General features: G+C 63.7%; 17 protein-coding genes and 1 pseudogene. 8 read left to right on the top strand and 10 right to left on the bottom strand.

Annotated elements, in window-relative coordinates:
* Nucleotides 1-100: 100 nt before the first annotated feature.
* Together VVT58_RS01895 and VVT58_RS01890 are read right to left on the bottom strand one after the other, a co-directional pair.
* Nucleotides 101-892 carry a sulfite exporter TauE/SafE family protein gene (locus tag VVT58_RS01895; RefSeq protein WP_327751665.1) on the bottom strand — a complete coding sequence of 264 codons (792 nt, stop codon included), beginning with the start codon at nucleotides 890-892 and terminating at the stop codon, nucleotides 101-103.
* 56 nt (nucleotides 893-948) lie between these two features.
* A pseudogene (locus VVT58_RS01890) lies at nucleotides 949-1,637 on the bottom strand (IS5 family transposase).
* A gap of 267 nt (nucleotides 1,638-1,904) precedes the next feature.
* Here VVT58_RS01890 and VVT58_RS01885 point away from each other — a divergent pair.
* Nucleotides 1,905-2,579 carry a glutathione S-transferase family protein gene (locus tag VVT58_RS01885; protein ID WP_327751664.1) on the top strand — a complete coding sequence of 225 codons (675 nt, stop codon included), beginning with the start codon at nucleotides 1,905-1,907 and terminating at the stop codon, nucleotides 2,577-2,579.
* A 278-nt stretch (nucleotides 2,580-2,857) separates the two neighbouring features.
* Here VVT58_RS01885 and ndk read toward each other — a convergent pair whose 3' ends face one another.
* The 3 genes from ndk to VVT58_RS01870 form a co-directional block, all read right to left on the bottom strand.
* Entirely contained in the window at nucleotides 2,858-3,280 is a 423-nt protein-coding gene (ndk, locus tag VVT58_RS01880; RefSeq protein WP_046766171.1) for a nucleoside-diphosphate kinase, read from the bottom strand.
* An 81-nt stretch (nucleotides 3,281-3,361) separates the two neighbouring features.
* The gene (locus VVT58_RS01875; RefSeq protein ID WP_327751838.1) at nucleotides 3,362-3,811 is read right to left on the bottom strand and encodes a DNA polymerase III subunit chi; all 450 of its coding nucleotides are present in this window, start codon (nucleotides 3,809-3,811) and stop codon (nucleotides 3,362-3,364) included.
* Between the two features lie 14 nt (nucleotides 3,812-3,825).
* Nucleotides 3,826-5,286: a leucyl aminopeptidase gene (locus VVT58_RS01870; RefSeq protein ID WP_327751663.1), complete on the bottom strand. Its 1,461-nt coding sequence runs from the start codon at nucleotides 5,284-5,286 to the stop codon at nucleotides 3,826-3,828.
* A gap of 240 nt (nucleotides 5,287-5,526) precedes the next feature.
* Here VVT58_RS01870 and VVT58_RS01865 point away from each other — a divergent pair, with 240 nt between their 5' ends.
* From VVT58_RS01865 to VVT58_RS01845, 5 genes are all read left to right on the top strand, one after another.
* Entirely contained in the window at nucleotides 5,527-7,740 is a 2,214-nt protein-coding gene (locus VVT58_RS01865; RefSeq protein ID WP_405053717.1) for an LPS-assembly protein LptD, read from the top strand.
* Between the two features lie 86 nt (nucleotides 7,741-7,826).
* Nucleotides 7,827-9,212, top strand: a complete 1,386-nt coding sequence (locus VVT58_RS01860) for a peptidylprolyl isomerase (protein ID WP_327751660.1) — start codon at nucleotides 7,827-7,829, stop codon at nucleotides 9,210-9,212.
* Nucleotides 9,190-10,227, top strand: a complete 1,038-nt coding sequence (pdxA, locus tag VVT58_RS01855; protein ID WP_327751659.1) for a 4-hydroxythreonine-4-phosphate dehydrogenase PdxA — start codon at nucleotides 9,190-9,192, stop codon at nucleotides 10,225-10,227. The genes VVT58_RS01860 and pdxA overlap by 23 nt, the downstream gene beginning before the upstream one ends.
* A gap of 5 nt (nucleotides 10,228-10,232) precedes the next feature.
* Nucleotides 10,233-11,075: a 16S rRNA (adenine(1518)-N(6)/adenine(1519)-N(6))-dimethyltransferase RsmA gene (rsmA, locus tag VVT58_RS01850; protein WP_327751658.1), complete on the top strand. Its 843-nt coding sequence runs from the start codon at nucleotides 10,233-10,235 to the stop codon at nucleotides 11,073-11,075.
* A 28-nt stretch (nucleotides 11,076-11,103) separates the two neighbouring features.
* The gene (locus VVT58_RS01845; protein ID WP_327751657.1) at nucleotides 11,104-11,895 is read left to right on the top strand and encodes a transporter; all 792 of its coding nucleotides are present in this window, start codon (nucleotides 11,104-11,106) and stop codon (nucleotides 11,893-11,895) included.
* A gap of 48 nt (nucleotides 11,896-11,943) precedes the next feature.
* Here the strand turns inward: VVT58_RS01845 and VVT58_RS01840 are convergent, their stop codons facing one another.
* The 5 genes from VVT58_RS01840 to groES form a co-directional block, all read right to left on the bottom strand.
* Nucleotides 11,944-12,462: a tetratricopeptide repeat protein gene (locus VVT58_RS01840; protein ID WP_327751656.1), complete on the bottom strand. Its 519-nt coding sequence runs from the start codon at nucleotides 12,460-12,462 to the stop codon at nucleotides 11,944-11,946.
* A gap of 92 nt (nucleotides 12,463-12,554) precedes the next feature.
* The gene (locus VVT58_RS01835; protein ID WP_327751655.1) at nucleotides 12,555-13,730 is read right to left on the bottom strand and encodes an RsmB/NOP family class I SAM-dependent RNA methyltransferase; all 1,176 of its coding nucleotides are present in this window, start codon (nucleotides 13,728-13,730) and stop codon (nucleotides 12,555-12,557) included.
* 123 nt (nucleotides 13,731-13,853) lie between these two features.
* Nucleotides 13,854-15,311 carry an IMP dehydrogenase gene (guaB, locus tag VVT58_RS01830; protein WP_066558913.1) on the bottom strand — a complete coding sequence of 486 codons (1,458 nt, stop codon included), beginning with the start codon at nucleotides 15,309-15,311 and terminating at the stop codon, nucleotides 13,854-13,856.
* 437 nt (nucleotides 15,312-15,748) lie between these two features.
* Complete coding sequence (gene groL, locus VVT58_RS01825) at nucleotides 15,749-17,395, bottom strand: chaperonin GroEL (RefSeq protein WP_066558918.1); 1,647 nt, start codon at nucleotides 17,393-17,395, stop codon at nucleotides 15,749-15,751.
* A 76-nt stretch (nucleotides 17,396-17,471) separates the two neighbouring features.
* Nucleotides 17,472-17,759, bottom strand: a complete 288-nt coding sequence (gene groES / locus VVT58_RS01820) for a co-chaperone GroES (RefSeq protein ID WP_066558920.1) — start codon at nucleotides 17,757-17,759, stop codon at nucleotides 17,472-17,474.
* Nucleotides 17,760-18,219: 460 nt separating this feature from the next.
* Here groES and VVT58_RS01815 point away from each other — a divergent pair, with 460 nt between their 5' ends.
* Together VVT58_RS01815 and yghU are read left to right on the top strand one after the other, a co-directional pair.
* Nucleotides 18,220-21,171, top strand: a complete 2,952-nt coding sequence (locus VVT58_RS01815) for a TonB-dependent receptor (protein ID WP_405053716.1) — start codon at nucleotides 18,220-18,222, stop codon at nucleotides 21,169-21,171.
* 162 nt (nucleotides 21,172-21,333) lie between these two features.
* Nucleotides 21,334-22,203, top strand: a complete 870-nt coding sequence (gene yghU, locus VVT58_RS01810; protein ID WP_327751651.1) for a glutathione-dependent disulfide-bond oxidoreductase — start codon at nucleotides 21,334-21,336, stop codon at nucleotides 22,201-22,203.
* Nucleotides 22,204-22,250: the final 47 nt, after the last annotated feature.

Here is a 22,250-nt window from a genome sequence, read left to right as displayed (position 1 = left end):
TTAGGCGATCATAAAGAGAACAGTGGCAGATTCCCGAACCATTGCGAACCACGGCGATCAGGGGTTATAAGTTGGCTCGGGCCTCCAGATATCATGCCGGTCAAACGATCAGGCGCCACCCCACCACCACCAGCACCGTCGCCAGCAAGGGCTGAAGCACCCGGTCCGACGTGCGCGTGGCCAGCAGTGATCCGATCACGATGCCCGGCAGCGATCCGGCCAGCAGGTTGACCAGCAGGACCGGATTGACGTTTCCGATCCACAAATGCCCAAGCCCCGCGACGAGCGTCAGCGGCACGGCATGAACGATGTCCGTCGCCACCAGCCGCTGCATCCGCATGCGCAGCGGATAGAGCGCCAGCAACAGCGTCGCCCCGATCGCGCCCGCCCCGACGGAGGTCAGCGTCACCATCCCGCCCAGCAATGCGCCCGCCAGCACGGTCAGCGCCGGCTGCCAGCGGGTGAAGCGATCGGCCGTCCCGACCCTGCGGGCCAGCGCCCATTTGTGGAAACGCCCGCGCAGCAAGGTCGCGATCGCCGTGCCGATCAGCACCACGCCCAGCGCACCCGTGATCACGCCGGTCTTTACCTGCCCAATATGCATTTGCGACAGGATCGCCAATACGATCAGGGAGGCAGGGATGCTGCCGATCATCAGGCGCTTCACCACTTCATAGTCCGGACCGCCATCGGCGCCGCCCTGATGGTGATGCACCGCGCCCCCGACCGCCTTGGTGATCGATGCGAACCATAGGTCCGTGCCGACCGCCGTCGTGGGCGCGACGCCGAACAGCAGGATCAGGATCGGCGCCATCAGCGACCCGCCCCCCACTCCGGTCATGCCGACCATCAGGCCCACAAAAAGGCCTGCGATCGCGTGCAACCAATCCATATTCCGCCCCAAACTCTCTATGAGTAATTTGGTAGACATCTAAGGCCTGTGGACATTCACCGCATAGCGATTTTGATGGCGGCGAGATTGATCATGGCGCGATAGCTTTGATCGGTCTTTTCGTAGCGGGTGGCGACGCGGCGGAAAGCTTTGAGTTTGCAGAAGAAGTGCTCGACGAGGTGGCGCCAGCGATAAGTATGGAAGTCGCAGTCGATCCGTTGCGTTCGGTTGGACTTGGGAGGGATCACGGCGATGGCGCCCCTGTCGTCCAGTTCCGCCCGCAGCCAGTCGGCATCGAAGGCCTTGTCTCCCAGGAACATGTCGAACTCGACGCCCTGGATCAGCGGCTTGACCCCGACAAGATCGTGGGCCTGGCCGGGCAGCAGCACGAAACGGACAAGGTTTCCCAGCGCATCGACCAACGCGACGATCTTGGTCGTCAAGCCTCCCCGCGAGCGCCCGATGGCCTGACCCTGAGTCCCCCCCTTGCGCCGGTGCCCTGCTGGTGGACCCGGACGATCGTGCCGTCGATCATGGCATATTCAAAGTCGGGCTCGCCGGATAATCGTTCGAACAGAACATCGAAGACCCCCTTCACCGCCCAGCGGCGGAAACGCCGGAAGTTCGAGTTCCAGTTGCCAAAGCGCGCCGGCAAATCCCGCCATGCCGCCCCCGTGCCCGCGATCCACAGCACCGCTTCCACGAATAGCCGGTTGTTCACTCCGGAACGCCCGCGGTCACCCACTTTACCCGGTACCAGAGGTTCAATCTTCTCCCACTGCTCGTCGCTCAAGGCATGTCGATCCAAGACGGCTCTCCTTCGCCACCCTTGAATCCGATCTCACCCGAAAAGGGAATCCCATAAATGTCAACAGGCCTTAGAGCCCAAAGCCCGCGCCAGCCAGCCCCCTTTTTGGATTGGAAATTTATCGCCATCAAAACAAATGCTGTTCAGCGAGCCAATAGCGCGATGCTCTCGACTTCCCTTGCTCCCGCCGTCTAAAGACAGGGCATGATGAAGCTGTTCATTGGCAACAAAGCCTATTCGAGCTGGTCGCTGCGCGGCTGGCTGGCGTGCAAGCTGTCCGGCCTTCCTTTCGAGGAAGTGGTCGTGCCGCTCTATGACGAAGCATGGGAGAAGCGGCGCGAAGGCGACGAATTCGCGCCGTCGTCCGGCAAGGTGCCGATTCTCTGGGACGGCGACGATACGGTCGTTTGGGACAGCCTGGCTATCGTCGAATATCTCAATGAAAAGTCGGGCGGCGACAAATTCTGGCCCGCTGACACCGCCGCGCGCGCCATGGCGCGGTCGATGGCGGCGGAAATGCATTCGAGCTTCGCCGCGCTGCGCCGCGAGCACAGCATGAACATCCGCCAGATCTACGCGCCCGTCCCGCCGTCCGAAGCGGTGGCGCAAGATATCGGCCGGATCATGCAGCTCTGGGCGCAGGCCCGCGCCCGCTATGGCGGCGAGGGGGAGTTTCTGTTCGGGGAGTTCGGCGCGGTCGACGTGATGTTCGCGCCGGTCGTGACCCGCTTCATCACCTATCAACTCCCCGTGGCCCGCTTTGCCGAGGCCTATATGGGCGCAGTCATCAACCATCCCTGGATGCAGGAATGGATCGGCGGCGCCCAGGCGGAGGAATGGGTGATCGACCGCTTCGAGGCGCCGCCGCAATTGGGATGAGTGGTCGTTAGTGGCCAATTGCTGACGAGAGAAATCCGTTCGGGCTGAGCCCTTCGTCTGCCTGCCAAGGCAGGCGCTCAGGATAAACTTGCCTTCGGCAAGTCGAAGCCCTCAGCCGAGCGGAGCGAGACTCCCATGCTTCGCCTTCGCTCAGCAGAGCCCTTCGACAAGCTCAGGGCGAACGGAAACTGAAAGTCCGCCTTCCACCCAACACCACCACAAAAAAAGAGCCGGCGGGCTTATAGCCCCCGGCCCTCTTTCCAAGCTATCGTGCCGGATCAGCCGACGATTTCGTCCGCCTTGAAGAAATAGGCGATCTCGATCGCGGCATTTTCCTCGCTGTCCGAACCATGGACCGAATTGGCTTCGATCGATTCGGCATAATCCTTGCGGATCGTGCCTTCATCGGCATTGGCCGGGTTGGTGGCGCCCATGATGTCGCGGTTGCGCTTCACGGCGTCTTCGCCTTCCAGAACCTGCACGACCACCGGGCCGGAGATCATGAACGCGACCAGATCGGCAAAGAAGGGGCGTTCCTTGTGCACCGCGTAAAAGCCTTCGGCCTGCTCGCGGCTCATGCGGATGCGCTTCGAAGCGACGACCCGCAGGCCCGCTTCTTCCAGCTTCTTTGTCACGGCGCCCGTCAGGTTGCGACGGGTCGCGTCGGGCTTGATGATCGAAAAGGTGCGGGTAACGGCCATGAGGCTCAAAAGCTCCGAATTATTTGGGATAAGATGGCGCGCCTTTAGACCGGGCCGATGCCTATCGCAAGAGGGGCTGATTTACGGCCCCTGGACCCATTTGCGGCCTTCCTGCCGCCAGAAGCGGGGAGTCACGCCTTCGCGCTTGGCAAGATCGCGCCAGCTTGCCCGAGCGGCTTCAATGGTTTCCGCGTCGAAGAAATAAAAGGCGCGCTCGAATTCCAGCGCTTCCTCGCGCCAAATGCCGTCCGCCAATGCGACATGCCGTGCTCCATTGGCGGCCAGATCGGCGGTTGGGCAATCCGTCGCCAGCAAAACCGGCTGCATCGACTCGGCGCCCTCGCCCACCTTCCCGTGCGCCAGGAAGCTCTCCGGCGGTCCGGCCCACAGGCCTTCAGAAATCCGATCCAGCCGATCGGACTCCTGCGCCACCACCAGCAACCGCTCGCCCAGTTCCAGAATGCGGCCCGCAATGGCGGGCAGCACCTGTTCCACCGGATCGCGGCTGAGCTGGTAGAAGTCGACCTGTATCGGGCTTTCTGGCATCAACCTTCAAACTTGTCCGCGACATAGCGGTCGAGCAGCCGCACGCCATAGCCGGTCGCGCCCTTGTCCCAGGTCGCGCCGGGCTTGTCCGCCCAGACCATGCCGGCAATGTCGAGATGCGCCCATTTGACGCCTTCGTCGACGAAGCGCTTGATGAACTGTGCCGCCGTGATCGACCCGCCATAGCGCGGCCCGATATTCTTCATGTCGGCAATCGGGCTGTCGATCAGCTTGTTATAGGCGTCGCCCAGCGGGAAGCGCCACAACTGGTCGCCCGCCGCCTTGCCCGCCGCGATCAGATCGTCGGCCAGACCGTCATCATTAGAGAAGATGCCCGCATATTCATTGCCAAGCGAGATGATCATCGCCCCGGTCAGCGTGGCGAGATCGATGATGACCTCCGGCGCATAGGTCTTCTGCGCCCAGGTGATGACATCGCACAGCACCAGACGGCCCTCGGCATCGGTGTTCAGCACCTCGATCGTCTGCCCGGACATGGAGGTGACGATGTCGCCCGGCCGCTGCGCATTGCCGTCAGGCATATTTTCGACCAGGCCGCAAATGCCGACGACGCGGACCTTCGCCTTGCGCCCGGCCAGCGCCTTGATCGCGCCCGCCACGGCCCCGGCGCCGCCCATGTCCCACTTCATATCTTCCATGCCCGCGCCGGGCTTTAAGGAAATGCCGCCCGTGTCGAAGGTCACGCCCTTGCCGACGAAGACCAGCGGCTTTTCGGTCGCGCCACCAGCACCCGCAGATGGCGTGCCGTCCCACTCCATCGCCAGCAGGCGCGGCTCGCGCACGGAACCCTGCGCCACGCCCAGCAGCGCGCCCATGCCAAGGTCCGCCATCGCCGCCTTGTCCAGCACGGTGATCTTGACGCCCAGCTCTTCCAGAGGCTTGCAGCGTTCGACGAAGCTTTCGGGATAGAGGATGTTCGCCGGTTCCGACACCAGCTCGCGGGTGAAGGCAACGCCCGCCGCGACCGCCGCCTGCTTCTCCCATGCCGCCCCTGCATCGGCCGATACCAGCGTGATCTTGCTCAGCGTCGGCTTGGCCTTTTCCGGCTGCCGCGTGCGATAAGTTTCGATTCGCCAGCCGCGCAACAGCGCACCGAAAGCCAATTGCGCCGCCTTCTCCCCGCTCGCGCCGCCGAAGAATTCGACCGCCGCATGGGCCGCGCCGCTGGTCGCCAGCCGTGCCGTCAGAGCGCCGCCCGCACGCTCATAATCCGCGTCGCTGCCCACCCCGGTGCCGACCAGCACCACACGCAGCACCTTGCCGCCTTCCTCCACGAAGCTCTCGAAGCTCGACCCCGCTTCCCCGGCGAAGCGCGCCGCGGCAGCGCCAGCCGCCAACACCGGCGCCGCGCCGAGCGGCAGCGCATCGAAGCCGCCCTTCGGCACGGCGAAGACCAATGTATCGGCTTCGGGACGGATCGGGCTGAACGCGATTTCCATCTAGGATCCTTTATTTCCTGCAAACATTCTATGCCTGTCAGATAGTGCGGCTTAGCTTGTCTGGCAAAGCCGTTCGACCGATTTTCCGGCAAAACTCTTGGTCCAGACGATTGCAGCGCAGACAAAGCGGTGCAATAGGGCATGCGATAGGCGGGAAACAAAGCGCCCCCTCAAAGAGGCTCCATCCCTTTGCATCATTCCCCATCCCTCTTGAATTTCAAACAGGTTCTGGCAGCGGGCGTGGCCTTTTCATGCCTCGCGCTGACGCCCCACGCCACCGCCCAACAGCTCCAGGAACCACAGACCACGATCAGCACGCCCGACGCCCCGGTGCCGGAAAATGACGATCAGATCGGCTTTGCCGCCGACGCCCTGGAATATGACAGCAACAGCGAGGTCGTGACCGCCAGCGGCAATGTGCAATTGCTGCGCGAGGGCAACCGGCTGCGCGCCGACAAGGTCATCTGGAACCGCGACACGGGGAAGGTCGAAGCGACCGGCAACGTCTCCGTCACCGATCCCGAAGGCAATATCGCCTATGGCGACAGGTTCGACGTCACCGATTCCCTCCAGGACGGCATGGTCCAGAACATGCTGCTGGTGCTGCAATCGGGCGGACGCCTCGCCGCCGCCAACGGCCAGCGGGTGAACGGCGTCTATACGCTGCGCAAGGCCGCCTATACCGGCTGCGTGGTCGAGGATCATGAAGGCTGCCCCAAGGAGCCGACCTGGCAGATCAAGGCGGTCAAGGTCGTCTATGATCCGGTGAAGGCCCGAGTCAAATATACCAACGCCAGCATCGAGCTGTTCGGCCTGCCGCTGATCCCGATGCCCGGCTTTTCCCATCCGGTGGGCGACAATGGCGGCAGCGGCTTGCTGGTGCCGAATCTGCGCTACGACCGCACCAACGGCTTTGAAGTCGCGCTGCCCTATTATCTGAAGCTGGCGCCCAATCGCGACCTCACCATCACGCCGCATGTCTATACCGACACGCTGCCGATGCTGGAGACCAATTACCGCCATCTGTGGGACCGGGGCGCCTATCAGATCACCGGCTATGCCACCTATGGCAGCCGCGTCGCCACCAGCGGCGCCTCCTCCACGACCCCGGCGGGATCGGAAAAGGATTTCCGCGGCTATCTGGACGCCAGCGGCGCGCTGCAACTGACGCCGGAATGGAGCATCGGCGGATCGATTCGGGCCGCGACGGACCGTACCTTCCTGCGCCGTTACGACATCAGCCGCGACGACCGGCTGCGCTCCACGCTCAATGCCCAACGGATCGGGAAAAACAGCTATTTCTCGATCGCCGGATGGGCGGTGCAGACGCTGCGCACCGGCGATTCGCAGGGGCAGATGCCGATCGCGCTGCCCGTCATCGACTATCGCCTGCGGATGAAGGATCCGCTGCTGGGCGGCGTGGTGCAGTTGCAGGCGAACAGCCTGGCCATCACCCGCACCCATGGCCAGGATACGCAGCGCGCCTTCGCCGCCTTCGAATGGAATCTGCGCAAGCTGACCCCGATGGGCCAGGAAGTGACCTTCACCACCTATTTGCGCGGCGACGTCTATCACAGCAGCGACAATCTGCTGACCAGCGTGGTGAGCTATGCCGGCGATCCGGGCTGGAAGGCGCGCGGCATCGCGGCAGCGGCGATCGACGTGCGTTGGCCCTTCATGGGCGAGGCTTTCGGCGGCGTCCAGCGCATCGCCCCACGCGTGCAGATGGTCGCCGCGCCCAGGATCGCCAATCTCTCCGTCCCCAATGAAGACGCCCGCGCCATCGACCTGGAGGACAGCAACCTCTTCGCGCTCAACCGCTTTTCCGGCTACGATCGGTTCGAGGATTCGAGCCGCGTCACTTACGGCCTCGAATATAGCCTGTCGCTGCCGAACTTCTCGCTGGAAAGCGTGGTGGGGCAAAGCTATCGCCTCAACAGCCGGGAAAGCATCCTGCCCGACGGCACCGGCCTGTCGGATCGCCTGTCCGACATCGTCGGCCGCACCACCGTCCGCTACAAGGATTTCATCAGCTTCACCCACCGCTTCCGCTTGGACAAGGACAGCCTCTCCGTCCGCCGTAACGAGATCGACGCCACCATCGGCACCCGCAAGACCTATGCGACGGTCGGCTATTTGCGGCTCAACCGCGATGCCAATCTCAATCTGGAGGATTTGCAGGACCGCGAGGAACTGCGTCTGGGCGCCCGCGTCCAGTTCGCGCGCTTCTGGTCGGTCTTCGGCTCGACCGTCATCGACCTCACCGATGCGAAGGAAGATCCGCTCAGCGTCGCGGACGGTTATGAACCCGTCCGCCACCGCCTCGGCATCGCCTATGAGGATGATTGCCTGACGCTCGGCTTCACCTGGCGGCGCGACTATCAGGTGCTGGGCGATGCACGAAAGGGCAATAGCTTCCAGCTTCGGCTGGCTTTTCGCAATATTGGCATATAAGGATCAGCCTTCCCGCTTTCCGCTCAGCACCGGTTAAGGCGGATCGGCGCATCTCGTGCCGAACCGATTGGAGAGTTTTGTCGACGATGCAGCCTGTCGTTTTCCCGTTTTCCCGCATTGGCCGCCATGTCCGGTCGGGTCTTCGCACCATGCTCCTGTCCTCGGCCCTCCTGGCGACGGGCGTGCATAGCGTCGCCGCCCAGACGGTCAATGACGATGATAATGTCGGGACCCAGCAGCTCAACCTGCCCAAGGACGTGACCGTCTTCGGCAAGAGCGATCCCAATGTCCGCAAGGCGACCGCCATCGTCAACGGCCGCATCATCACCGGCACGGATGTTGACCAGCGTCTGGCCCTGATCATCACCGCCAATGGCGGCAAGGTGTCGGACGAGGAGAAGGAGCGGCTTCGCGTCCAGGTGCTGCGCAACCTGATCGACGAAACGCTCCAGATCCAGGAAGCCGCCGCCAACGACATCAAGGTCGACAAGGCCGAAATCGAGCAGAGCTATGAGCGGGTCGCGGCCAATTTCCGCCAGTCGCCCGCCCAGTTCGACCAATATCTGCGTCAGCAGGGCAGCGCGTCCGCCAGCATCAAGCGCCAGATCGAGGGCGAACTGGCCTGGAGCCGCCTGCTCCGCCGCAACATCCAGCCCTTCGTCAACGTGTCGGAGGATGAGGTGAAGTCGGTGGTCGACCGCATGAATGCGGCCAAGGGCAGCGACGAGTTCCGCATCGGTGAGATCTACCTGTCGGCCACGCCGGAAAATCAGCAGCAGATCCTGGCCAACGCCCGCAACATCATCGAGCAGATCAAGCAGGGCGGCAGCTTCGCGGCCTATGCCCGCCAATTCTCCGAGGCTTCGACGGCGGCGGTCGGCGGCGATCTGGGCTGGGTCCGCCCCGCCCAATTGCCCGACGAACTGGCGCAGGCCGCGGCCGAAATGCAGGTCGGCCAGATTGCGGGGCCGATCAGCGTGCCCGGCGGCGTGTCGGTCATCTATGTCATGGACAAGCGCAAGGTGCTGACCGCCGACCCGCGCGATGCCCTGCTCAGCCTCAAGCAGCTTTCCGTCAGCTTCCCCGCCGGCACGACCAAGGAACAGGCCAGCAGCCGGGCCGCCGCCTTCGCCGCGCAGGTCAAGGCCATCAAGGGCTGCGGTCAGGCCAATGAACTGGGCGGCAAGATCGGCGCCGACGTGGTCGACAATGACAATGTGAAGCTGCGCGACCTGCCGCCGCAGTTGCAGGACATCCTCTTGAACCTTCAGGTGGGTGAAGCGACGCCGCCCTTCGGCTCGATCGCGGACGGCGTGCGTGTGCTGGTCGTCTGCGGCCGTGACGAAGCCAGCTCCGCCGCTGCGCCCAACGCCGAACAGATCATGGCGCAGCTTGAGGAAGAACGGGTCAACAAGCGCGCCCGCATCTATCTGCGCGATCTCCGCCGCGATGCCGTTATCGACTATAACTGATCCGGCGGACCCTCCCGCGATGGGGCCGCCCTTCGCCGTATCGCTGGGCGATCCGGCAGGCATTGGGCCGGAAATCGTCGCCAAAAGCTGGGTGATGCGGGTGGCGCGCGGCCTGCCGCCCTTCTTCGCGGTCGGTGACGCCGCCTCGCTGCGGGCGGTCTGGTCCGGCCCGGTTCAGATGGTCAGCTCCCCGGAGGAAGCGATCACGGCGTTCGACCGCGCTCTCCCCTGCCTGCAGGTGGCCGATGCTGGCGAGATAATCCCCGGCACGCCCAGCATGGACGGCGCGCGCACGGCGTTTCAGGCGCTGGAAGTCGCGGTCGGCCTCGCCCGCAGCGGATCGGCCGCAGGGATCGTCACCGCGCCGGTGGGCAAGGAGCAGCTTTACGGCGTCGGCTTCACCCATCCGGGGCAAACCGAGTTCATCGCTGAACGCTGCGGCGTGGCACCGCACAATGCGGTGATGATGCTGGCCGGGCCGTCGTTGAAGGTCGTGCCGATCACCATCCATATCCCCTTGGCCGATGTGGCGTCCGTGCTGACGATCGATCTGATCCGCGCCCGCGCCATCACCACCGCCAAGGGGCTCCAGCGCAATTTCGGCATCGGCCGCCCGCGCATGGTCGTCGCCGGGCTCAACCCCCATGCGGGCGAAGGCGGGGCGCTGGGCCGGGAGGAGATCGACATCATCCGCCCCGCCGTGGAATCGCTCCAGGCCGAGGGTTACGACATTATCGGACCCCTCGCCGCCGACACTCTGTTCCACAGCCGCGCCCGTGAAACCTATGACGCCGCGCTCTGCATGTATCACGATCAGGCGCTGATCCCGATCAAGACGCTGAATTTCGATGAGGGCGTCAACATCACTTTGGGCCTCCCCATCGTGCGCACCTCGCCCGACCATGGCACCGCCTTCGGCATCGCAGGCAAGGACAGCGCCAATCCCGGCGCGATGATGGCCGCGATCAGGATGGCCGCCGAAGCCGCCCGCGCCCGGCTGACCCCCGGCTGCTGAGGCCCATGACTGCTGATACCCGCCCCAAGCTTCCGCCACTGCGTGAGGTCATCGCCACCCACGGCCTTCAGGCGAGCAAGGCGCTCGGCCAGAATTTCCTGCTGGACGAGCAATTGCTGGATCGCATCGCCGCCATCCCCGGCCCCCTCAAGGACCAGCCGGCCTTCGAAGTCGGCCCCGGTCCTGGTGGCCTCACTCGCGCGATCCTGCGGGCGGGCGCGAATCTGGTCGCCGTCGAGCGCGACCGTCGTTGCCTTCCGGCGCTGGCCGAACTGTCCGAAGCGTTCCCCGGCCAGCTCCGCGTCATTTCCGGCGACGCCATGCAGATCGATGCCCGCGCCGAAGCGGGCGAAGGCGCGCATATCATCGCCAACCTGCCCTATAATGTCGGCACGGCCCTGCTGATCGGCTGGCTTTCGGCAGAGTGGACGCCGCTCCCTTGGTGGTCGACGCTGACCCTGATGTTCCAGATGGAGGTGGCCGAGCGCATCGCCGCCAAGCCCGGCGGCGACCATTATGGCCGCCTCGCGGTGCTCGCCCAATGGCGCAGCGACGCCAGGATTGCGATGAAGGTCCACCGCAGCGCCTTCACGCCCCCGCCCAAGGTGATGTCGGCGGTCGTCCACATCACGCCCAAGCCCGCCCCCGAAGGCGTGCAACTGAAGCATCTCGAGCGACTCACCGCTGCCGCCTTCGGCCAGCGCCGCAAGATGCTGCGCCAGAGCCTGAAAGGCCTGCCCGGCGCACTGGACGCGCTGGAGGTGGTCGGCATCGACCCGCAACGCCGGGCCGAAACCGTAAGCGTCGAGGAATTCGTCGCAACCGCGCGGGTGATGGGCCGTTCCTGACGGATCGCCAAGTTTTCAAGGGCCGTCCATGCTGCCTACCCTCCCGTTTCTTCTCGCCCTTCTCGCCAGCCCGGCGCAGGCGCAACTGCGCGATTTCTGCCCGGAACGCCCCGGCCTCGACACCCCGCCTTGCATTTTGGACAAGGGCCATTGGCAGGTGGAAATCGGCCTGGCCGACCTTGCCCGCGACAGAACGCCTGAGCGGAAGACGACCAGCCTCACCCTGGGCGACACCGAATGGCGCTACGGCCTAGACGGCAACACCGAACTGCGCGCAGCCTGGACGGCCTATTTATGGCGGCGCGACATTGACCGGCTCAGTGGTGGGCGCAGTCATGCATCCGGCATGGGCGACCTCAGCCTCGGCATCAAACGCGCCCTGCTCAATCACGATGGCGATGCGCTATCGCTTGCAGGCGCGGCGACGATCACCCTGCCGACCGGAAGCGATTCCGTCAGCAGTGGCACCTGGAGCGCCTCCTTCCAGCTCCCCTTCAGCTATGCCCTGACCGACAGTCTCAGCCTGATCGCCACCCCGGAAATCGACGCCGCCGCCGATGAAGACGGCCATGGCCGCCACCTCGCTTATGGCAGCGCGGGCGGCCTGTCCGCCGATTTTGGCGAGAAATGGAATGCCTCGCTGGAAATGCAGGTCATTCACGATCGAGACCCGGCGGAATCGTCGACCCAGACCCTCAGCTCCGTTTCGCTAGCCTTCAAGCCGCAGGCGTCTCTCATGCTGGATGCCGGGGCGAATTTCGGCCTCAACCACGCCACGCCGGACGCGGAAATCTATATCGGCCTGTCACGACGTTTTTGAAACGTCTCCAGTTTAATCAGATGTGTTCCTGCATCCGAAGGTAAGCCATCAGGGCGTTTCGGTCGCCGCCGCCTTGGGCGCCGGCACCACATCCTTCGAACTCAACACCGTCGCGGGCGGCCCCTTTTCGATCGCTGCCGCCAACTGGCCCACGGCGGCACAGTTCGCCTTGCACAGCCCCTGCGCCTGGGCGAGATTTTCCTTGGCCTTGGCGATCGCACCCTTTTCGACCATCGCCTCGCCCTGTCCCACCAGAGCGGCAACATCATTGGGCTCCAGCAACAGCGCCTCGCGATACAGGCGGATCGCCTTGCCCTGCAAACCCTGCGCCCGAGCGACCTGCGCCAGCTCGATATAGGCGGAGCGGTTGCGCGGATCGACCGCCAGCGCGCTTTCCAGCGCATCGGTCGCGCCCTGATAATTGCCCGCCTTGCGCGCCATCTCGCCCGCCTTCTGCCACTCTACCGACAAGGGCGATATCTGCGAATCCGGCCGCTGCGACAGGCCTGCGCTGGAAACGGTGGTCAGCAGGACAGCCAAGGCGATCGAAGCAGGGGTAAAACGCATGCACAACTCCAGCCATGTCTCAGGCATTGATTCCGACCCGGATTCCGGCTGACAAGTGTCGCGATTTTGCGCGCGCTTGTCCATCGACTCTTTCAGACGATCCGCCGCAGGCGCGCGACATAGAAACCGTCGGTGCCGTCATGGCCCGGCGTCAGCAGCAATCCATCGCCATGGGCACGGCCCATCGCCGCTTCGATCCTTTCGGCGGTCCAACCGTCATGCCGTTCCAGAAATGCCCGCACCTGATCCCGCCCCTCCCGGTCCGTCAGCGCGCAGGTAGCATAGACCAACGCACCCCCCGGCGCCAGCAAGGGCGCCGCAAAATCGAGGATACGTGCCTGCTCCGCCACCAGCCGATCGAGCCGCGCCGGGGTCAGCCGCCAGCGCGCCTCAGGATTGCGCCGCCAGGTGCCGGTTCCCGAACAGGGCGCGTCGACCAGCACGACATCCGCCCGGCCTTTCAGGCTTTCCAGCGCACCGGCCTCATGCCCCTGATCGAGCAGCAGGGTCTCGATGAAGGTCGCCCCGGCCCGCTCGGCCCGCGGATCGAGCCGGGCTAGGCGCGAACGGATGGTATCGGCGGCGATCAGCGTCCCCTTGCCCGCCATCGCTGCGGCCAGCGCCAGCGTCTTGCCGCCCGCCCCGGCGCAAAGATCGATCACGGTCATGCCCGGCGCGGCGGCGCAGGCGAGCGCGATCAACTGGCTGCCCGCATCCTGCACCTCGACCTGACCCCATTTCCAGGGATCGCTCTGCTCGACGGGCGCGCCTTCGGGCAGGCGCAGCGCATCCGGCAGTCCCGATAGCCGGATCGCTTCGGGATAATGCGGCGCGACCCTGTCCAGATCGGCCTTCAACCGATTGACCCGCAGATCGACAGGCGCCCGGCCAAGCAACGCCTCGCGCTCCACCGGCGCCGCCAGCAGCGGCTCGATCCAGCCGGGCACGATACCGGCCAATGCCCCCGCTTCCGCATCGGTGATCGGCTCAGGGCCATGCGCCGATCCGTCGAACAGCGCCGCCAGCTCCGCCCGCTCGCGTACGAGCCCGACCATGGCGGCGCGCCCGCTCTCGGGCCGATCGGCCACGCGCCGCACCGCGTCATAGACATGATCGCGCACCGCCCGCCGGTCCCGCGACCCGGCATAGCGCCGTTCCTTGAAATAGCGGGCGATCAGCGTGTCCGCCGCCGGACCGCCATCCCGCGCCGAGGCGATGATGGCGTCGAGCAGTTCAATCGCTGCCTGAACACGAGCGGATGGGGTCATGATGAAACAAGCCCCTCCCTTTCATGGGAGCGGTTGGGGGTGAGGGCATGTCTCGAACGCGGAGTCCCGTATCGATCCCCCACCCCAACGCCTCCCCCGAAGCGGAGGGGCTTCGTCGAGGCTTCAGCGCGTCGGATAATTGGGCGCTTCCCGCGTGATCGTCACATCATGCACATGGCTTTCCGACAATCCGGCATTGGTGATCTGAACGAAGCGCGCCCGCTCCTGAAGATCCTTGATCGTGCGGCTGCCGGTATAACCCATGGCCGCCTTCACGCCGCCGACGAGCTGATGGATGACATCCTTCGCCGGCCCCTTGAACGGCACTTGACCCTCAATGCCTTCGGGCACCAGCTTCATCTGGTCCTTGATGTCCGCCTGGAAATAGCGGTCCGCCGACCCCCGCGCCATCGCGCCGACGCTGCCCATGCCGCGATAGCTCTTATAGGCGCGCCCTTGATAGAGGAAGGTTTCGCCCGGCGCCTCCGCTGTGCCCGCCAGCAGCGAGCCAACCATGACGCAGCCTGCGCCCGCCGCCAGCGCCTTCGCCACATCACCCGAGGTACGAAGACCGCCGTCCGCGATCACCGGAACGCCCTGCTTGGCCGCTTCCTCCGCCGAATCCATCACGGCGGTGAGCTGGGGCACGCCCACGCCCGCGACAACGCGGGTGGTGCAGATCGACCCCGGCCCGATACCGACCTTCACGCAATCCGCGCCCGCGCCGATCAAGGCCTTGGTCGCCTCTGCCGTCGCGACATTGCCCGCCACGACCTGCACATGGTTGGACAGCTTCTTCACCGCCTCGACGGCGACCGCGACCTGCCTGCTGTGGCCGTGGGCGGTATCGATGACGATAAGGTCGCACTCCGCGTCGATCAACGCCTTGCTGCGCTCCAGCCCTGCATCACCCACGGTCGATGCCGCCGCCACGCGCAAGCGGCCCGAAGCGTCCTTGGTCGCCTGCGGATAGGTGACGGCCTTCTCGATATCCTTGACGGTGATGAGGCCGACGCAATGATAATGATCGTCCACCACCAACAGCTTTTCGATGCGCCGCTGGTGCAGCAGGCGCATCGCCTCATCCTGGCCCACACCCGTCTTCACCGTTGCAAGATTGTCGTGCGTCATCAATTCGCTCACCGGCTGGGCCGGGTTTTCCGCGAAGCGCACGTCGCGGTTGGTGAGGATGCCGACCAGCTTGCCCGTAGCCTCGACCACTGGAATGCCGCTGATCTTGTGGCGGGCCATCAGCATCTGCGCATCGGCCAACGTGGCATTGGGGGTGATGGTGATGGGGTTCACCACCATGCCGCTTTCGAAGCGCTTGACCGCGCGCACTGCGTCCGCCTGTTCCTCGATCGAGAGATTGCGGTGCAACACGCCGATCCCGCCCAACTGCGCCATGACGATCGCCATGTCGGCTTCCGTCACCGTATCCATGGCGGACGACAGGACCGGGATGTTGAGCCTGATCGCCTTGGTGACATAGGTACTGGTGTCCGCCTGGCTGGGCAGCACATCGGATTCGGCGGGCTGCAACAGCACGTCGTCGAAGGTGAGGCCAAGGCGGATATCCATGTGAAAGCCACTTTCTGCTGCGCGGACCATGCGGGGGGAAGCATGATCGCTGGGGGATTCGTGGCGGCCCATGTAACCATTAACCAGCAAAACGGCCAGACCCCCGATGGTATTTTATTGCGGGGATATTTTGGGCCGGGCGTCGAGGGGCTGGAATGGGTGTTTTCCTGCCATTCCCCTCCCGCAGACGTTCAAACGAGCCACGCGCCTCGTTTGAACGTCTGCGGGAGGGGAATGTCCTGGAATGGCCAAAAAAGCGAGCGTTTGATGATATTGTCATCCCAGCGAAAGCTGGGATCTCGTGAGGCTAGATCGAGCGCTATCGCCTGAGATCCCAGCTTTACGGAAATGAAGGCCGCTCCCCACCCAAAACGGCCACAAGAAAAAGGCTGGCGGATTGCTCCGCCAGCCTCTTCTGTTTCGCTTGAGGGCAGGACTTAGAAGTCCATGCCGCCCATGCCGCCCATGCCGCCGCCGGGCATGCCCATCGGCGCCTTGTCGTCGGCGGGCAGTTCGGCAATGGTCGCCTCGGTCGTGATCAGCAGGCCGGCCACCGAAGCGGCGTCCTGCAGCGCGGCGCGAACGACCTTGGTCGGGTCGATCACGCCAGCGGCGACGAGGTTCTCATAGGTGTCGGTCGCGGCGTTGAAGCCCTTGGTCTCGTCATTCTCGCGCAGCAGGTTGCCGGCGACAACGGCGCCGTCGACGCCCGCATTCTGGGCGATCTGGCGCAGCGGCGCTTCGATGGCCTTGCGGATGATGTCGATGCCACGGGTCTGGTCGTCGTTCGCACCCTTGAGGCCGTTCAGAGCCTTGGTCGCGTACAGCAGAGCCGTACCGCCACCGGGGACGATGCCTTCTTCAACGGCTGCGCGGGTCGCATGCAGCGCGTCGTCGACGCGGTCCTTGCGCTCCTTCACCTCGACTTCGGTCGCGCCGCCGACCTTGATGACAGCCACGCCGCCAGCCAGCTTGGCCAGACGCTCCTGCAGCTTCTCGCGGTCATAATCGGACGTGGTGGTCTCGATCTGAGCGCGGATCTGCTCGGTGCGGCCCTTGATCGCTTCGCCGTCACCGGCGCCATCGACGATGGTGGTGTTGTCCTTGTCGATCGTGATGCGCTTGGCGGTGCCGAGCATGCCGAGCGTGACGTTCTCAAGCTTAATGCCGAGATCTTCGGAGATCACTTCGCCCTTGGTCAGGACGGCGATGTCTTCCAGCATGGCCTTGCGGCGGTCACCGAAGCCCGGAGCCTTGACCGCAGCGACCTTCAGGCCACCGCGCAGCTTGTTGACGACCAGGGTCGCCAGCGCTTCGCCTTCAATGTCCTCAGCGATGATGAGGAGCGGACGGCCCGACTGAACCACGGCTTCGAGGATCGGCAGGATCGACTGCAGGTTCGAAAGCTTCTTTTCGTGGATCAGGATGTACGGATCAGCCAGCTCGACAGCCATCTTTTCCGGGTTGGTGATGAAGTAAGGCGACAGATAGCCGCGGTCGAACTGCATGCCTTCGACGACGTCCAGTTCGAAGTCGAGACCCTTGGCCTCTTCCACGGTGATGACGCCTTCCTTGCCGACCTTCTCCATCGCTTCAGCGATCTTCTGGCCGACTTCCACGTCACCATTGGCGGAGATGATGCCGACCTGGGCGACTTCCTGCGAACCGGAAACCGGCTTCGAGCGGGCCTTGACGTCTTCGACGACCTTGGCGACGGCGAGGTCGATGCCGCGCTTCAGATCCATCGGATTCATGCCGGCGGCAACCGACTTCATGCCTTCGCGAACGATCGCCTGGGCCAGAACGGTCGCGGTGGTGGTGCCGTCACCGGCGATGTCGTTGGTCTTCGAAGCGACTTCGCGGACCATCTGGGCGCCCATATTCTCGAACTTGTCCTTCAGTTCGATTTCCTTGGCGACGCTGACGCCGTCCTTGGTGATGCGGGGCGCGCCGAAGCTCTTGTCGATGACGACGTTGCGGCCCTTGGGGCCGAGCGTCACCTTGACCGCGTCGGCCAGGATGTCGACGCCGCGCAGAATGCGCTCACGGGCGTCGCGGGAGAATTTTACTTCTTTTGCAGCCATGGGTAAAAACCTTCTTGCAAATGTGTGTGCGGGAAAATCTTGAGTGGGTCAGGCGACGACGCCCAGCCCGTCGCCTTTAGGCGACAACACCCAGAATATCCGATTCCTTCATGATCAGCAGGTCTTCACCGTCGACCTTGACTTCGGTGCCCGACCACTTGCCGAACAGCACGCGATCGCCCGCCTTCACGTCCAGCGGAGTGACCTTGCCGTCTTCGGCCTTGATGCCGGTGCCGACAGCGACGATCTCGCCTTCCTGCGGCTTTTCCTTGGCGGTGTCGGGGATGATGATGCCGCCGGCAGTCTTCTCTTCCGCTTCTACGCGGCGAACGAGAACGCGGTCATGCAACGGACGAAATGCCATGTTGTGTGCCTTTCCCTCTTTAACGACGTTTAAATGGGATGAGGTGGAACCGCCATGGACGGCGACTCCGGCTCCTTCTCCCGATGAACCCGTGTCTGTTAGCACTCCTGATCAGGGAGTGCCAGCGCCGTTTCATATGGACGGGAAAGCCCGGCGATCAAGAGCCACCCGCAATTTTTTTGGACCCGGAATTTTCCGAACGCACAACGAAAGTGACTATGACGATGCCGCTATAAGACTTCCGTGCGGACAGAGACAGTCAAACTGTTGCCAAAATGCTTCTACGTGCAAAAAATACGACAAATGCAGGCAGATGCCGGGGAAATACTGCTTTACGCGAATAAAACAGAACAGCAACATTCCCCTGTCGGCTCAACCGGATAGCGGATGGTCGGACAAAAAGCAGCGCGATGTCGCGGCATTCCCAGACCGCGGCACGCGCCACAGAGGGGATAGCCTGATGTCTATGATGAAGACATTTGCCCGGCTGCGTGATGGCGCGGCCCTTTCCGTGTTTGCCCTTGCCAGCTTGAGCGCCGTTGCGGCGACACCAGCCTTGGCCCAAAGCTCTCCGCAAAGCTCCTCCACCGCCGATGAGGGCGAAACCATCGTCGTCACCGGATCACTATTCCGCCGCACCAATACGGAAACGCCATCCCCGGTTACGGTTCTCACCGCCGAGACGCTGCAAAAGGCGGGCATCACCACTGCTTCCGACGCCATCCGGTCCGTGTCCGCCGACAGCGCCGGATCCATCGGCACCGGCTTCCAGAGCGGCTTTTCCGCTGGCGGTTCGGCCGTGTCGCTGCGCGGCCTGGGCGTGTCCTCCACACTCGTTCTGGTGGACGGGCTGCGCTCCACCAACTTCCCGATCAATGACGACGGGCACAATGCCTATGTCGACCTGAACTCCATTCCGTTCAGCCTGGTCGAGCGGGTCGAAGTGCTGAAGGACGGCGCGTCCTCCACCTATGGCGCCGATGCGATCGGCGGCGTCGTCAACCTGATCCTGAAGAAGCATTTCACCGGCATTGCAGGCAGCGCCGAGGCAGGCGCCGCCTTCCAGGGCGATGCCGCGCACCAGCGGCTGGACCTGACGGCGGGCTATGGCGACTATGAGGATCAGGGCTGGAACATCTACGTCAACGGCGAATATCAGCGCGACGGCCGCGTCACCAACCACAGCCGCGGTTTTCCGTACAACACGCTGGACCTGACCTCCATCGGCGGGCTGGATAACAATAATAATGACAGCACGCTGACCGGCCAGGCGGATAACGGCACACCCACCGCCGTCGTCACACGCGTCAGCCAGACCGACCTCAACAATCCGCTTGCCGGCGGCGGCACGTTGCTGACGAACCAATATCAAGCGCTCAACCTGAACTGCGCCAACGGCACCTATACCCAGACGGGAGCGCAGGTCGGCACGGTCTGCAAATATAATCTGGAGGATCAATATAATCAGCTCGCGCCCCTTCAGCGGCGCTATGCCTTTAGCGGCCGCATCAGCGTGCGGATCAACGACAATGTCGAAGCCTATCTGACCGGCATGTATTCCAACAGCTTCGTCAGCATCATCAACCAGCCGCGCGCCCTGCGCGCCACCCAGCCCTTCGGCGCTTCGCCCTCGCTGGCGTCGAACAATCCGGGCATCGTGCTGCCGGTCTATATCTGCTCGGCGGGCGTCAATTGCGCCACGGCGGCCAATCGTCAGCTCAATCCGAACAACCCCTTTGCGGCCGCCTTCGCCAACGATCCCGCCAATGGCGCGGCGCGCATCCATTATCTGTTCGGGGACATTCCGGCGGGCAGCGACCGCACCAATGAGGTCTGGCGCTTCGCCGGCGGCTTCAGCGGCAGCATCAATGACGACTGGAACTGGAAGATCGACGGGGTTTACGCCCGCGACAACCTCAAGATCACGCAATATGGCTATCTGAACATCGCCAACACGCTGAACGCGATCAACACGGGCACCTATAATTTCGTCAATCCCTCCGCCAACAGCCAGGCGGTGCGGGACTTCGTGTCGCCTGACATCACCACGCCGTCGCATTCGGAAATGTATTCGGTCGACGCGTCCGTGACCAAGAAGCTGATGGACCTACCGGGCGGACCACTGCAAATCGCGGTCGGCGGGCAGGTGCGCCATGAGATGCTGGAGAACAACAACCAGAATGCGGCGCTCGACACCTGGACGCTGACGACATCCGCGGCGTTCGGCAAACATACCGTTTCGGCCGCCTATTTCGAAGTCCAGGCGCCGATCCTCGACAGTCTGGAGGTGAACGCATCCGGCCGCTACGACCATTATTCGGAAGGGTTCAGCCACTTCTCGCCCAAGCTGGGGGTGAAGTTCACGCCGATCCGGCAACTGGCGCTGCGCGGCACCTTCTCCAAGGGCTTCCGGGCACCGACCTTCGCGGAATCGAACCCGCGCAGCCAGTTTGCGGGCTTCTCCAACTTCACGCCGCCAACCTCCTTCCAACTGGCGCATGGCAATAACGGCTATTCGCAGAGATATCGGCTGGGGTCCGGCCTGACCGGCAATCCCGACCTGAAGCCCGAAGTGTCGCGCAGCTTCACGGCGGGCGCCATCTTCGAGCCGACGCGGTGGCTGAGCCTGACCGTCGATTATTATAATGTGAAGAAATCGGACCTGATCGTCGCGGGGCCACTGACGGGTGCGGCTCGGACCGCTTATTATTCCCAGACCAACGTCACCGCAGCCTGCGCCGCCGTCGCTGCCGTGGGTCCAGGCTATAGCTGCTACGCCATCGACGCGCCCGACCCGGCATTCCCCAGTGCCCTGCCCCGCGTGCTGATCATCAACGCGCCGTTCGTCAACGCCAATTATGCGGTGACGTCGGGCGTCGATTTCTCGGCCACGGCCAAGATCCCGTTGGGCGACGAGATGATGTGGACGAGCCGGATCGAGGCGACTCATGTGATCCAATATGATCTGCACACATCAAGCGGCGTGCAGAAATATGCGGGCACCATGGGCCCCTATGAGCTGTCGTCGGGCAACGGCACGCCCGATTGGCGCGGCAACTGGCAGAATACGTTGCAGGTCAAGAATTTCTCACTGACCGCAACGGCCTATTATGTCGGCAAGATCAAAGCGGTTGCCACGGACGAAGGATCGCTCGACAGGTCCTGCGCCCACAATCTCTACGGCACCGGCGATCGGTTCTGCTATGTTAAGAGCTTCATCAATGTCGACATGAACGCTCAGGTGGAAGTGAACGAGAATTTCACCTTCTTCGCCAATGTCGGCAATGTGTTCGGTCGCCGGGCTCCGCTGGCGCCCGCTTCCTATACAAGCTCGCCCAATTTCCTGACCACCTGGCATTATGCCGGACTGATCGGCCGCACCTTCAAGGCGGGGGCGAGCTTCAAATTCTGATCTTCCGGTAAAAGGGGGAGAAAGGGCGGCCTCCCTTGGGCCGCCCTTTTTTTTGCACGCGCGCGTTTGTATCGCGGGCGGGCGATCCTTACCTAGCCCCGGAGCGGCGGACCTCCTCGCTACCCGCCGCCTTTGTGAGAAGCCTTTAGAGGGATCGCCTGCATGACCGACACAGCCTATATTCCGCCGCGCGTCTGGACCTGGGACAAGGAAAATGGCGGCGCCTTCGCCAACATCAACCGGCCGATCGCGGGACCGACTCATGAAAAGGCGTTGCCGGTCGGCAAACATCCGTTGCAACTTTATTCGCTCGCCACGCCCAATGGGCAAAAGGTGACGATCCTGCTGGAAGAGTTGCTGGAGGCAGGCAAGGATGCGGAATATGACGCCTGGCTGATCCGTATCGGAGATGGCGATCAGTTCGGCAGCGGCTTCGTTTCGGTCAATCCGAACAGCAAGATCCCGGCGCTGATGGACCATGGCGTCTCTCCGCCCCGCCGGCTGTTCGAGTCCGGCTCGATCCTGGTCTATCTGGCCGAGAAATTCGGCGCTTTCCTGCCGACCGATCCGGCCAAGCGCACGGAGACGCTCAACTGGCTGTTCTGGCAGATGGGCAGCGCGCCGCTGCTGGGTGGCGGCTTCGGCCATTTCTTCGCCTATGCGCCGGAGAAATTCGAATATGCGATCAACCGCTATGCGATGGAGGCCAAGCGGCAGCTCGATGTGCTGGACCGGCAACTGGCCGAGCATGAATATATAGCGGGCGAGGATTATACGATCGCGGACATGGCGATCTGGCCCTGGTATGGCGGGGTCGCGCTGGGCCGCGCCTATGATGCGGCGGAGTTTCTCGACGTGGAGAGCTACAAGAATGTGCTGCGCTGGGCGAAGCAGATCGACGAGCGGCCCGCGGTGAAGCGCGGGCGGATGGTCAACAAGGCGAACGGGCCGCTGGAAGAACAGCTACACGAACGCCATGACGCGGGCGACTTTGCGACACGCACGCAGGACAAGCTGGAGGGGGCGAGCTGAGGGCGGCCTTATCCTTGTCCGGTTTTACCTAGGCTGTTTTGAAATTT

Origin of the sequence: Sphingobium sp. SJ10-10 (genome assembly GCF_036038995.2) — a bacterium.
Lineage (GTDB): Bacteria > Pseudomonadota > Alphaproteobacteria > Sphingomonadales > Sphingomonadaceae > Sphingobium.
The sequence above is the reverse complement of the archived record's forward strand: the minus strand, read 5'-3'. Positions and strand labels throughout refer to the sequence as shown.